The 13,683-nt window shown below is 45.2% G+C and carries 12 protein-coding genes and 1 pseudogene; 7 read left to right on the top strand and 6 right to left on the bottom strand.

What is annotated here, in order from left to right; all coding sequences use genetic code 11:
- Window positions 1-1,079: pseudogene (locus tag AB4484_RS16815) on the bottom strand (TMAO reductase system sensor histidine kinase/response regulator TorS); the annotation flags it as partial.
- Window positions 1,080-1,143: 64 nt separating this feature from the next.
- Window positions 1,144-1,308 carry a hypothetical protein gene (locus tag AB4484_RS16810; RefSeq protein WP_240698147.1) on the bottom strand — a complete coding sequence of 55 codons (165 nt, stop codon included), beginning with the start codon at window positions 1,306-1,308 and terminating at the stop codon, window positions 1,144-1,146.
- Between AB4484_RS16810 and torT the strand changes: the two genes are divergently transcribed.
- Window positions 1,253-2,200: a TMAO reductase system periplasmic protein TorT gene (gene torT / locus AB4484_RS16805; protein ID WP_231625674.1), complete on the top strand. Its 948-nt coding sequence runs from the start codon at window positions 1,253-1,255 to the stop codon at window positions 2,198-2,200. The genes AB4484_RS16810 and torT overlap by 56 nt on opposite strands.
- A gap of 60 nt (window positions 2,201-2,260) precedes the next feature.
- On the top strand, window positions 2,261-2,716 hold the full coding sequence (locus AB4484_RS16800) for a methylglyoxal synthase (RefSeq protein WP_017064778.1): 456 nt from the start codon (window positions 2,261-2,263) through the stop codon (window positions 2,714-2,716).
- Window positions 2,717-2,837: 121 nt separating this feature from the next.
- On the opposite strand, the gene AB4484_RS16795 is transcribed toward AB4484_RS16800, so the two are convergent.
- Together AB4484_RS16795 and helD are read right to left on the bottom strand one after the other, a co-directional pair.
- Window positions 2,838-3,188, bottom strand: coding sequence for a VOC family protein (locus AB4484_RS16795; protein ID WP_017071128.1), 351 nt, complete (start codon window positions 3,186-3,188; stop codon window positions 2,838-2,840).
- 87 nt (window positions 3,189-3,275) lie between these two features.
- Window positions 3,276-5,351: a DNA helicase IV gene (gene helD / locus AB4484_RS16790; RefSeq protein WP_372079365.1), complete on the bottom strand. Its 2,076-nt coding sequence runs from the start codon at window positions 5,349-5,351 to the stop codon at window positions 3,276-3,278.
- Between the two features lie 177 nt (window positions 5,352-5,528).
- On the opposite strand from helD, the gene yccS reads away from it, so the two are divergent.
- The 5 genes from yccS to AB4484_RS16765 all read left to right on the top strand — a co-directional run bounded on the left by yccS (window position 5,529) and on the right by AB4484_RS16765 (window position 11,083).
- Complete coding sequence (gene yccS / locus AB4484_RS16785) at window positions 5,529-7,712, top strand: YccS family putative transporter (protein WP_372079363.1); 2,184 nt, start codon at window positions 5,529-5,531, stop codon at window positions 7,710-7,712.
- Between the two features lie 356 nt (window positions 7,713-8,068).
- Window positions 8,069-8,230: a hypothetical protein gene (locus AB4484_RS16780; RefSeq protein ID WP_017060892.1), complete on the top strand. Its 162-nt coding sequence runs from the start codon at window positions 8,069-8,071 to the stop codon at window positions 8,228-8,230.
- Between the two features lie 121 nt (window positions 8,231-8,351).
- Window positions 8,352-8,672, top strand: coding sequence for a hypothetical protein (locus AB4484_RS16775; protein WP_017060893.1), 321 nt, complete (start codon window positions 8,352-8,354; stop codon window positions 8,670-8,672).
- Between the two features lie 161 nt (window positions 8,673-8,833).
- Window positions 8,834-10,096: a hydroxymethylglutaryl-CoA reductase gene (locus tag AB4484_RS16770; protein ID WP_372079360.1), complete on the top strand. Its 1,263-nt coding sequence runs from the start codon at window positions 8,834-8,836 to the stop codon at window positions 10,094-10,096.
- 75 nt (window positions 10,097-10,171) lie between these two features.
- Window positions 10,172-11,083: a LysR family transcriptional regulator gene (locus tag AB4484_RS16765; protein ID WP_059018893.1), complete on the top strand. Its 912-nt coding sequence runs from the start codon at window positions 10,172-10,174 to the stop codon at window positions 11,081-11,083.
- Window positions 11,084-11,107: 24 nt separating this feature from the next.
- Here the strand turns inward: AB4484_RS16765 and AB4484_RS16760 are convergent, their stop codons facing one another.
- Entirely contained in the window at window positions 11,108-12,022 is a 915-nt protein-coding gene (locus AB4484_RS16760; RefSeq protein WP_372079358.1) for a YjjW family glycine radical enzyme activase, read from the bottom strand.
- Window positions 12,023-12,065: 43 nt separating this feature from the next.
- A complete protein-coding gene (locus AB4484_RS16755; protein WP_372079356.1) occupies window positions 12,066-13,631 on the bottom strand; it encodes a YjjI family glycine radical enzyme in 1,566 nt (521 codons plus the stop codon).
- Window positions 13,632-13,683 lie beyond the last annotated feature (52 nt).

Below are 13,683 nucleotides of genomic sequence, written 5' to 3'. Positions count from 1 at the left end.
ATATACACCACTCGCCACACGATAAATGCGACAATAACCAAGCCAATAACCGAAATCACAGACAGCGACCATTGAGCCAAATTCAACGTACTAGTCAGCTCATCAACCGCTTTTTTGGTGCTTCGGTTTGAATCATCAACCAGTTGGTTAACCGTTGTATTCAGCTGAGAGAACAACTCCAACGTATTTTGCATCAGAAACTCTGACTTTTTGGTGTTCTCATATTGTTCTAATGAAATATCGAACACGACTTGGCGTTTTCTGAGCTCTTCTAATAACTGAGACATCTGCGCTGAACGAGTAGGATCTTCGACCGCTTTAACGCGGCGCGCCATGATTCTTAGGTTGGATTCAAATTCAGATTGGATTTGATGAATACGCTCTACGTTGGTAACGGTTTGCGTTTCTTCAATTTGGTTAAGCATTTTGAACGCCAGCAAATGCAATTCGTGTAAGCGTTCAGACAAATCAAGATCAACCTCAACAAGCGCATCTAGGGCTTGGTAGGCTTTATCCGTTTCTTTGGTTTCTAGCAGGTCATAGATATGTGTGACGTTAGCAACCGCAATGGTAGCCGTGTTCAAAACTTGGGTTCGCGTCAGCTGTTCTAGCTCTTCAGCCAATAGGCGCATCTCTTCGACACGAGACGACAGCTCTTTGCTTAACCAAAGCTTACGCTCAACCGACACACCCAACTCAGCCAGTGTGTTAATAACGCTTTGAACATTGTTTTCGAGTTTATTGAGGAGCTGAGAATCGAAACTGTCGACGCCAAGATCTTTGATATGCTGAAGAAGTGACTCAAGTTGGTCAAACAGTACGGTACCAGCCTCTTTTCTTTCGGCTTCGTTTCTCGCATTAGAAAGTGTTTGTACTGACGAAATAATACGGTTACTCAACTCAGAAACCTGACGAGCTTCGATCATGGCAGGCAGCGCCGAATCAACGACGTTTCTTTCCGTTTTGGCTACAAAGCTAAAACCAGAAACACCGATCAATGCAGACAATAGAACCAACAGTGCCATCACTAAGAATGAGGCCAGCAGCTTGCGTCCAATACTCGCTGAAGCTAACAACATAAACTCTAAACCTTAAAACGTTCTTCTTTACCCATGCAGAATACGCTATATTTTGCAGTGTTTCTTATCTAAAACCAATAAAACGGCAATTCATGCTATCTAGACCTTTCGCTTCAATAATTCTTCTCTCACTACTGGCCTCAGTGACCACTGTCGCAGGTGCTAGCGAGCCTTTGAGCCCAATAAAACCCGCCGAAGCCACATCACACAAAGAGAAAATTTGTGCCATTTATCCGCACCTAAAAGACTCATACTGGTTGTCGGTAAACTATGGAATGATCTCTGAAGCAGAAAAGCAGCAAGTTGAGCTAAGAGTATTGGAAGCTGGCGGTTACCCCAACGTAGCCAAACAAGCCTCACAACTGGTGCTTTGCACGCAATGGGGAGCCGATGCCATTATTTTAGGCACCGTTTCACCCGATGCATACCATGACAATCTCAGCGATTGGGTTGGCTCGACGCCTGTGTTTGCTACGGTGAATGAGTTAACCGTCAATGAAGAACAACAGAAGGTACTGAAAGGCACAGTCGGCGTCGACTGGTATCAAATGGGCTACCAAGTCGGAGAGTTTTTGTCGAAACGACACCCGAAAGGATCAGGCGAAACACCTATCGCCCTGTTACTTGGCCCGCAAGCGAGTGGCGGCACTAAGCCTGTAGCACTGGGGTTTTACGATGCGATCAAGTCGAGTGATATCAAAATTGCGATCAGCTATTGGGCAGATAACGATAAAGAATTGCAAAGAAACCTAGTACAACAGGTGATCGAAGAACCTGATATCCAATATATAGTCGGAAGTGCCGTCGCGATTGAAGCAGCGATCAGTGAGCTACGCGCGGCCGATAAAACCGAAGAGATTGGGTTAATTTCAAGTTACCTAAGTCACGGAACCTACCGTGGTTTACTTCGTAACAAGGTACTTTTTGCGCCAACAGATAAAATGGTTGAGCAAGGTCGCTTGTCGGTAAAACAAGCCACGAGTTACTTACGCGGTCAACCTTACGAGCAACACAGCGCACCGATTATCGAAGCGCTGACACCTGCAACTCTCAAAGATCAAATTATCGCTGACTCATTGTCACCTTCTGAGTTTCGTCCGGTATTCAGTGTGAATCCTTAGTGCTATATTGGCTGAAGAACTCAAAACAATAAAAACGAAACAACAATTTAGGGAACATTCATGCAAAAAACAACGCGTACTATGCCAACACACAAGCATATCGCTTTGGTCGCTCATGACCACTTCAAACCTGAGCTACTAAGATGGGTCAAAGAGAACAAAGAAAAACTACAAAAGCACTTCCTTTACGCAACGGGCACGACTGGTTCTTTGCTGAGTAAAGAGACAGGCCTAGCAATCAAGAGCATGATCAGCGGCCCTATGGGCGGCGACCAACAACTTGGCGCGCTTATCTCTGAAGGCAAAATCGATATGCTGATTTTCTTCTGGGATCCTCTTAATGCTGTACCACACGACCCAGACGTAAAAGCACTGCTTCGTATCGCAAGTGTTTGGAACATTCCTGTGGCAACTAACCGCGCTACCGCTAACTTCCTGTTTAACTCTTCACTGCTTGAAGAAGAGGTGATCATCGAGATCCCAGACTACGAAGCGTACCTAGCTGAGCGCACGTAATCGCACGTTAAATGTAATATCAACTGAACAGACTAAAAAGCCTGCATTTTATCGCAGGCTTTTTTATATCTCGTATTCAGACATTAAACAGTTCAATCATAAAACAGTGCAGTGAGTCTCTCTACTTGTCACTCCACACTGCCATCTCGTTGCCACTTGGCTCTCTGAAATGGAAACGTCTACCGCCGGGAAAGCTAAAGATCTCACGGTTTATCTGACCACCAGCATCAATTACATCGCGCTCGGTTTGCTCAAGGTCTTGGCTATAGAAAACCATCAGCGCCGCGCCATTATCCGTATTCGACGCCAGATCCGCCAAATAGAAGCCGCCCATTAAGCCTTTGCCTTCAAAAGCAGAATACTCAGGGCCATAGTCTTCAAAGCTCCAGCCAAACACTTGGCTGAAAAACGCCTTAGTTGCGGCGATGTCTTTCGCAGCAAATTCAATGTAGTTAATAGAGCCGTGTTCCATAGCAAATTCCTTATGCTTTATGCGTCTGCCTTGTGATATTAAGGCAGGGATTGAAGATCTAATCTTAGACAATCAAGTCAAGTAACATCACTTTTTACGAACAACTGGGTAATCAGAACCATGCAGCTCCTGCACAAAGCCAGACCCGTCACCGCTGTGCGTGATCCATACTTTCTCTTTTGCTCGCGTCATTGCTACATAGAACAAACGACGCTCTTCCGCATAAGGGAACGCGTCTGATGATTCAGTCAATGCGCCATCAATATGCAGCTGTTTCTTCTTGGTCGGGAACTGTCCTTCGTCAACACAAAGAATAATGACAAAGTCCGCCTCTTTACCTTTACTGCCGTGGCAAGTCATGAACTTGATATCAATGGAAGTGAAGATCTTCTTCCAGTCTTCCAACAACTCTGGCTTGTGGTAATGATTACGTCCAAGTAGCAGCACCGATTTATTGGTTTTGCCTTTAGATTGGCGGTTCAATTGGTCGAGGATCTTCTCAACTTCTTTACTTGGCGCACTGTACACCGCCTTCTGCTTCTGTTGCTTGAAACTGTTCAGTTCTTTCGGAATCTGAATTGGGTTTTCTTGTACAAAGCGATTAGCCACCGCACCTAACTGATTGTTAAAGCGGTAAGTCGTATCTAGGTGATGAATGGTCGAGCTTTCAAAACGATCCTTAAAGCCCGTGGTTAAATCCACATCCGCACCCGCAAACTGGTAAATCGACTGCCAGTCATCGCCTACTGCAAAAATAGAGGCTTGGTGCTCGGCTTTAGACTGATTACAAAGAGCTTCAACCAAGGCAAGACGATCAGGTGAGATGTCTTGATACTCATCGATCATGATGAACTTCCAAGGTGAGATAAACTTGCCCTTCTCGACATACTGAGTCGCTCGGCTGATCATGATTGAGAAGTCGATATGGTTGTGTTCTTTCAACTCCTTTTGCCACGCGGTTACACATGGCCAACACAGTGACAGTTCGCTGTTGAGGCGCGTATAGTCTCGATGATCAATCAGCTGTTGCTGTACTTCTTTTTTCGTTAAGCCCGACGCATTCAACTGTTCAAGCTGCTTTTCAAGCCAACCGATCAATTTGAGGTTTGAAACATGGCTACCAAGCTCATCATCTCCGGTTAAATAAGCGATTGGCCATTTAGACAAGTGCTTTTGCCAACGTTTAAAGTTGGTCGGTGTCATCCAGTGCTTCTTCAACCAATCAATGCACCATGCTTGACGTTGGTTGTCATCGAGCGCTAAAGGAGAAATAACCACACGTTCGGGTTCAACTTGATTGAGTATCTTTAAACCCAACTGGTGGAAAGTGCTGACTTGTACCTTCTCGGCAGATAAACCAATTTTGCTGTCGAGGCGCTGTTTCATCTCTTCTGCCGCTTCACGACCAAAGGCGAGCAATAACAACTCTTCAGCTTGAGCTTGATGACTTTGCAGTAAATACGCGACGCGAGCCGTTAGAACACTGGTTTTACCCGAGCCTGCGCCCGCTAAAATAAGGTTGTGATCATCATTCATCAACACCGCATATTGTTGCGATAAGTTCAGTGGTGACGACTCACATTGCGCAAACAACACTTCCCAGTTTTTTCGCTCGGTCTCTAGCCATTGCTGGTTTCTTTCAGCTTGCTTGATTTCCGTTTCAGATAACCATGGCTGCATTCTTGCGATGCGATTTGGCATGCGCTGCGCGGCTTCATCCAGAGTCATAGTCATGCTTTCTAAACCAGCGTTGACCATATCAACCCAAGTGTTGACCTTAGAATGCGGTAGGAAGGCTGGTAATTGCTCAAGACGTGTTAATTCAGCTTCCCACTGAGGTACGTGTTCAGCCAATTGTTCACATTGAGTGTCGTGCCACTTCTGATAAGCGGTAACTGAGGCGCGTGCAAATTGACGGCATTGATCCCAAGGTAAGCCTTGTACTAACCAACTGCGCTGTGTTCCATCTTGTTGATTAGCAAAAAATTGTAGCGATCCCCAAAACAATCCGCGCTTTATCGCGATCTTGCCACTCCAAATAGTAAATGGGATACGCTCTTCACTGCCTACTGAAGATAACAGCAAGCGTGGACCATCAAGTTCAACCTGATGATATTCATTTTGAATAAAAAACTGTGCAGTCTTGTTAGCGCTTAGCTGCATTGGAGTGTGCTCTTAATTGGGAATATTGAATTTATATCATGATGCAATGAGAATTAATAATATCTCATATCTTATCGACGCTTTCATGACCACCTACGGGCAATTATGGATAAGTATCAAATTCTTGTGCTTGATTTCTGTTAGGATTATGGTTTTTAGTGTGTCAAGTGAGCGACTGTGGACTTCTCAGCCAAATTACGCCTCTATTGGGCGAATAAAACCATAAATTACAGCATATTAATTCTCATCACTCTGCTCGGTGTGGTGGTGCCTGCTTGGTATTATGGACAAAACACACTGATCACGCCTTTGATCTTAGGCGTTATTGCTGCGGCTCTTGCGGAAAGTGATGACAGCTTTACCGGACGCTTGAAAGCACTCACGCTGACCTTTATCTGTTTCGCCGTTGCGGCTTTCTCTATTGAACTTCTCTTCGATACGCCTTGGCTGTTCGCGATAGGACTTTTTGTTTCAACCTTCTCTTTTATCATTCTCGGGGCAATTGGCCCTAAATACGCGAGTATCGCATTTGGCTCTCTCTTAGTTGCCATCTATACAATGCTTGGTGCACACGAGAGCACCAACCTTTGGTTTCAACCGCTTCTACTGTTAACTGGCGCCGCTTGGTACTACTTCATGTCGATGATTTGGCAGATAGTGTGGCCAATGCAACCTGTGCAGCAAAACCTAGCCACGGTATTCGATCAAATCGGTAATTACATCGATTCAAAAGCGGAACTCTTCTACCCCGTTTCAGACTTGATTCCCCAACCACACCGAATCATTGAAGCCAAGCTCAATGCGAGTACCGTTAATGCACTTAACATGTGTAAAGCGACGCTGCTTAATCGCTCTAAGCGCGGACACATTGACGGCCCTAGTGACCGATTTCTTAACACCTACTTCATCGCACAAGATATTCATGAACGCGTAAGTTCAAGCCATTATCGTTATCAAGAGCTAGCAAAACACTTTGAACGCTTTGACGTGTTGTTTCGATTTAAGTATCTACTGGAAGCGCAGGCAACAGCCTGCAAAGAAGTGGCGAGCTCATTGAAAGTTGGCACTGAATACCAGCATGGTGACAAGTCTGTACTGGCACTTGATGAGCTGATGTCTTCGCTCAATCACCTGCACCAACAGAACAACCCTGAATGGAAATCACTGCTGAACCAGTTGGATTACCTGTTCAATAACCTAGCAACCGTTGAAAAACAGCTTTCGAATATCAGCAACCCAGATGCAGAGAAGATTGAAGAAGGTGTATTGGACGATACCAATCCTCATACTTTGACGGCAATGTGGCACAAGATCAAAGCTAACTTGCACACCGATTCAATGCTATTCCGCCACGCGATTCGCATGGCGATCACTTTGACGCTAGGCTACGGGATTATCCAAGGGTTTGATATTGAAAGAGGTTACTGGATTCTACTGACAACGCTGTTTGTGTGTCAGCCAAACTACAGTGCAACCCGTCAAAAACTGACGGCGCGTGTCATTGGCACGGTCGCAGGCTTATTGATCGGAGTTCCGTTACTGACCTTCTTCCCGTCACAAGAGAGCCAATTGGTGTTCATTGTGATCAGTGGCGTGATGTTCTTTGCGTTTCGAATCAATAACTATGGGTTTGCGACCGGCTTTATCACACTGCTTGTACTCTTCTGCTTTAACCAATTAGGAGAAGGCTACGCGGTGGTGTTACCAAGACTAGCGGATACCTTTATTGGTTGTGCCCTCGCCGTACTTGCTGTCATTTACGTATTACCGGATTGGCAATCGAAGCGACTGCACAAAGTGATGGCGAATGCGCTCGATTCCAATAAGAATTATCTCGCTCAGATCATTGGTCAATACCGTGTCGGTAAGAAAGACAGCCTCAATTATCGTATCGCTCGTCGTAGTGCCCATAATAATGATGCAAACCTAACTGCCGCTATCAGTAGCATGCTGGTTGAACCCGGTAAGTACCGTACTTCTGAAGATGAGAGCTTCCGATTCCTAACACTCAACCACGCTCTACTCAGCTATATTTCGGCTCTGGGGGCTCACAGAACACGTATTGATGATGAGGCGACACACAAACTGGTGTTAGATGCGCACAGAGTAATCCACGAGCATCTAGACGCTCTAAATGATCAACTCTATTCTCATCAAGAACAGTGTGAAGTGAAAAACGCTTATGACCCTGAACTGGATAAACGTCTGAGTGAGTGGCGAGAAGAAGATGAGAGTTCTGTCAGAATGGTTCTACAGCAGCTCCATTTGATTTATCGAATGCTTCCAGAACTGCATACCTTAGCGACCAAGTTTGCAGTCAAGGTTAAGATCGATAAACCGTTTGAAACAGAAGCTTCATGATTAACAAACAAAATACTGTAAAAACAAAAAGATAACGCCAATCGCTCACCTTTTGATCGCCAGCCGTATTTATACATTGCTTTACCCATACCCCAAACTGGGTAGAGCAATTACTTGCCTACCCTTATGTCACAAGGGTTACAGGAGTTTTTACATTGTAGGAATTCTCTGACTTTGATTGACCAAGCCTTAACTTTGCCTAACATTTCTCGGACAAAAAACGACCACAGGAATTTATAGTTGTCTTAGTTTCAGGAAATTTCAAACACCATTTAATATTCGATTAATCTTGTTTGATTTCCTGTATCAGTAGGCTATGCTCTATAGAGCATATGGATTTGAACTAAGGTCACATTATGAATACACAGCAATTTGAAGCATTTAAGCAGCAAATACAGCTTCTTAGTCCACAGCAATTAAAAGCACTTCAGGGTGAGATCGACGGCAACCTCGAAACAGAGAAGCCTTCTTTGCTTACTGATGAAGAGTTAAACGCGCTAAATGACCTGTTCAGTTAATAGACAGACATCACTATTTTAGCTTAAGTTCACATTTTCACCGTAAATTTCATCTGTTCACCATTGCGCTCAAAATATCGTCCGCCTAGACTCATTCCATACGTCAATAAAAGGTTCTGATATGTCGATATCTGGTATTCAATCTGGTTACGCCATTATTCAGCAATCCACCAACATGGCTGAAGAAGCCGCAATCGAGCTCAACCAAGCCTCCAAACACGCTCTAGAATCCGACGACACTTTCGAAGCTAGCGATCTCAGCTTTAATCAAATAGAGCCTGAACAAGCCATTTCCTTTAAAGACAAAGAACCTGAACCTGCTTCATCTTCAACCGATTCCTTGATTAAACTGACACAAAGCGCAAGTTATAACCGCGTTGGTGCAAGTGTGGTTGATCGTCAAAACGAAGCCATCGGTAGCCTTCTCGACATTCATATCTAAATTTCGCTCAAATACAGCCTATATTTCGCGAAACTTCGCTGCTTTTTGCTTCAACAACCACACAAACTGTAACTCATTATATCAGGCGCTTGTTTCTGGTTTATTACTCGGTAGAATCAGCGCAAACCAATTTGCTGCACAAACTTTACTTCATACTATTTATGCCAAAACTAAATCTGCATCGCCGTGACTATGTTTCTATTTTAGGAGGCGACATCTCCGCAGACGAATTAGAAAAAAAGCTTCAGCCTCATTTTGAAAAGCCAGTAAATAAGCTGACACCTAGCCCCTACCTGACAGAAAAGAATCTCACACGTCGTTGGACAGCGCTCGATAATGCAGATTCACAGCAAGAACTGCTCGACCCTCATACGCAAAACCAGATCCAAGCTTATGAGAAAAACATTGAGCACTTTATTGGCACAGTTAAAGTCCCTGTCGGTGTGTCAGGCCCACTAAGAGTTAATGGCCTATTTGCTACGGGCGATTACCTCGTACCACTCGCGACCACAGAAGCTGCACTTGTCGCGTCTTATAACCGTGGTTCTAAGCTGATTACGGCTTGTGGTGGCGCAAGTGCTATGTTGCTCAATGAAGGCGTAACACGTACTCCTGGCTTTGCATTCCAAGGATTAGTTGAAGCCGGACAGTTTGTGGCTTGGGCTGTGACTCAGTATGACCAGTTCAAGATCTTGGCAGAATCAACAACATCACACGGCAAGCTGACCGACATTAATATCAACATCGAAGGTAACCATGTTTACTTGGTGTTCGAATTTCTAACCGGAGACGCTTCTGGTCAGAATATGGTGACCATCGCAACCAATGCCGTGTTTGAGTACATCATCGAAAATACGCCAGTTAAGCCTGACCATGCTTTCCTTGATGGCAACTTGTCAGGCGATAAGAAAGCCAATACCCAAACCTTGCGCAGCGTTCGTGGCAAAAAGGTAACTGCTGAGGTTAATATCCCTGCAGAGCTTGTCGCGAAGTACCTACACACGACACCAGAGAAGATGGTCCAGTTTGGCCAAATGACCACAGTCGGTGGTGCTTTGAGCGGCACTATCGGTATCAACGCCCATTATGCGAATGCACTGGCGGCACTTTACATCGCTTGTGGCCAAGACGCGGCCTGTGTCGCCGAGTCAGCGATTGGTATGACGCGTATGGAACTCAACAAAGAAGGCGGTTTATACGCTAGCGTGACACTGCCTAACTTAATGGTGGGGACTGTCGGCGGTGGTACTGGCTTGCCAAGTCAAAAAGCCTGTTTAGATTTACTTGGGCTGCATGGTAACGGTAAATCACAAGCCCTAGCTGAAGTTTGTGCTGCACTGTGTTTAGCGGGTGAACTATCGATTGTGGGCGCATTTTGCGCAGGCCACTTTTCACGAGCGCACCATAAGCTAGCTCGTAAATAACCTTTATCCAATTTGGCTTGTTCGATTTTGTCGTTCATGCAAAATCACAAGCCAATCTGAATGCGTGAGTCATAAATGGATTACTTACACTTATCTAGGGTGAGCCTTAAGCACCTCACTGCGCTTCATATTATGCTGAACACCCACAGCGTCACTCAGACCTCAGAGCAACTCTGTGTCAGCCCTTCGAGTGTAAGCAAAACCCTGTCTCAGTTGCGTGACATCCTGAATGATGAGCTTTTCTATCGAGATGGTACCAAGCTTATCCCGACTCCCTTTGCTCTGAAGATAGCGCCCACTGTTCACGCAATTCTTTCAAGCATGAATGGACTGCTTCATCAAAAGAGTTTTACCCCTCAAGAGTACCAAGGCAGTTTTTCACTTTCGATGCGTGAAAGTACTTTCGAAGTATTTGCCTCAAAGATCAGTAAAATTACCACTGAGCTCGCGCCAAACGCGAAGCTCAACATCTATTCGAAACAACAGCTCGGCTTCGATGCTTTACTCAGTGGCAAGGTCAATTTGATCTTGTTGCCTCATGATATATCTCAGCCGCCGACCGATAACAAAGAGCTGGTTTGGGAAACAATTCTTCCAGATGAAATGGTTTGTTTGATGGGCGCGCACCACCCTCTCGCTCAGCAAGAACTGACGGTAGAAGGCTACTTAGATTACAAGCACATTGGGATTTTAGATAACGAACTGTCTCAGCCTTACTTTGAACAAAACTTGGTTCAATGCCACCAACCAAGAGAGATGGCAATATCGGTCGCGGACTTCGGCGCTGCGGCTGTGTTGTGTCACCACACGCCTTTCCTGTTCACTTGCTCTAAACAGTGGGCTGAGCGTGCTAAGCAAGCTCAGGGCTTAGTGAGCAAGCCCTTGCCTTTTGATTACGGTAAGGTGGCGTATAGCTTGGTATGGAATAAGCCCAACATGAATGATCAAGCGATCAAGTGGTTGTGTGACCTGTTTTTAGAAGCCTGATTGACCGCCTAAGAAATCTAAAGACTAGGTATAAACCTCAGGGGTTTGCATCGGTCTTTGAACTATGGTGTATAGCTTATCGTGAAAGCTCTGCATCTGTTGTTCGTTGCATTTCGGCCAATCTAACGCTTCGCCAATGACACCATGATGTTGAAACGCATTCAGTCGAATTCGAACATCACTTGGTAGAGTCTTCAAGTAACGCCCCACCTGTTCAATTTCGTCCTCAAGGTCGCTTCTATTTGGAATATGCAGCAACCTAACTTCGTGCAGTTTTCCTTTACCTGCTAAGTAGTTAATGGTTTCAAACACCCTATGGTTGCCTCTGCCCACTAACCATTGATGTGTTTCCGATTGCCATGATTTTAGGTCAATCATCGCGCCATCAAGATAAGGCAACACCTTGTCCCACCCTTGAAGTGACAGCGAACCATTACTATCAATAAAACACGTGAGATGCGCTAACTGTGGATCACGTTTAATCGCTTGAAACAGTTCTATGATAAACGGCAACTGCATGGTCGCTTCACCGCCAGAAACGGTAATGCCACTCAAGAAAAACTGATTATGCCTGACAAGCTCCAGAACCTCTGAGACCGTCATTGTGGTAATTTTCGGGCTCGACTTATGGTCGCAGATATCAATGCACTTATCGCAGTTGGTGCAAGCTGCTGGGTCCCACTTCACTTTGCCATCAATCATGCTTAACGCACGGCTTGGACAGCCACTCACACAATCTCCACAATGGTTACAGTGATTAATTGTGTGTGGGTTGTGGCAAGTAATACAGTCAAAGTTGCAGCCCTGAAGAAACAGCACCAAGCGGTTTCCCGGGCCATCAACACAAGAAAAGGTCAGCACACGGCTGACCTTCGCTTGTTTTTCTGTCTTATTATTTTTAACCCTAGCCATTTGAGTTGTTAGATCAGAAATTTTCATAATTCACATTGTTCGTAGTCGAAACTCAAAACACACGTTAAAGCTATTCGTATGTCGTTGACATCTCTAAGCTCGCCACTCGCGGTTTACGCTCTAAGATACCCGTGTTCTTCGCAGCTTCAGCACCTAAGAAGGTGGTATTGGTGCGTGAGCCTTGCTCGTCATATTTGGCAATGTCAGACAGCTTAATCATGTAACCCGTGACACGAACCAAATCATTTGATGCAACGTTAGCCGTAAACTCACGGTAACCCGCCTGAATCGCACCTTTACACAGGTTGAACATCGCTTCAGGGTTAGATTTCACTGTTTCGTCGATGGTCAGAATGTCACTGATGCCTGAGGTGTAGAACTTATGGTGACCCGCAGTTGCGCGAACGTAAGATACTGGATCCGGCTCGGTACCATAAGGAATACGGACACCCGGGGTCACATCTTCATCTAGACTAATACCACCTTGAGCATGCAGCAGAGCTTTACCTTCTAACCCATATTTCACTTCAGAGCGTTCAACGATCTCAGACAGCTTTTCAGAGATACGATGACCAAGTTTATTAGCCTGTTCATCGTGACCATAACGCCCTGCTTGACCTTCTTTCTCCATCAAGATGTTGACTGCTTCCGCCATGCCATAAATACCGAACATTGGCGCAAAGCGGTCTTCTTCGATCAAACCTTCTTTGGTCAAGAAACCTTCGAAGAAGTTAGACTCTTCATGTAAGAAACGGCTACGAGCATTCATCAACTCAACCATGATGCCACTGTAGTTCGGCAATACTTGTTGTAAGAAATCAGCACTGTCCTCAGACTTCAACGCCACTTGCTTAAGGTTCATACGCACCAAGGTGTTTGAACCACCCGCTAACGGCAGAGAGTTGTAGCAGCTCACAATACCAAAACGCTTGTCGCCGTAAGCCTCGGCATGCGCTGGATAGTTTGCAATATGTGGTTTACTGCATTCACAGATGTTGCTCGCCGCATGACGAAGTAGATCATCAGGGGTCACGGCTGGGTCGTACATAAAGGTTAAGTTTGGCGCGATCTGCTTCAATTCAGCGTCTACACGTAAAATCGTACGGCAGATAATGTTGTCTGTCGGGCCGATATTCACATGCATAAAAGCGTCTGGCAGTGTGCGATCCAACATGATCCAGAACAGCTTAATCTTTTGGTATACCTGCTCTTCCGTTAAGTCGCCCACGAAAGGCATCAACACATCATCCAACTGACCTAGGTAAACCGGGATTGAAGTGACAGAAGGAACATGGTGGTAAAGGATGGTAAGCATGTTCAATGCTTCATCGAAGTTGGTTGCCGCGCTAAGCTCTAAATACTCTGAGCCTTGATGTAAGTATTTAGAATAATCTGGAAGTACATAGCGCGGCTTAAATGGGGCGTGTCCTTCAAACATGTCACACAGCACACCTTGCTGTAAGGCCTGCTCTACTTCTTTGCTTACCGGCATATACGGCAGGCTGGCTTCAGCTTCTAAGGCAAGATAGCTCGACTTCTGTTTTGGTGACAGGTTGGCGTCTGAAATGATATTGCTAAAGCGTTGTTGTTGCTCTGAAAGTGGTGAAGAAGTAGATGACGCGGATTGGTGGCTCATGATTAAACCCTTAGTGTTATTATGGGCTTATTTTATATCTCACCGTTATATT

This window comes from Vibrio sp. 10N.261.46.A3 (genome assembly GCF_041472995.1).
Lineage (GTDB): Bacteria > Pseudomonadota > Gammaproteobacteria > Enterobacterales > Vibrionaceae > Vibrio > Vibrio coralliirubri.
The sequence above is the reverse complement of the archived record's forward strand: the minus strand, read 5'-3'. Positions and strand labels throughout refer to the sequence as shown.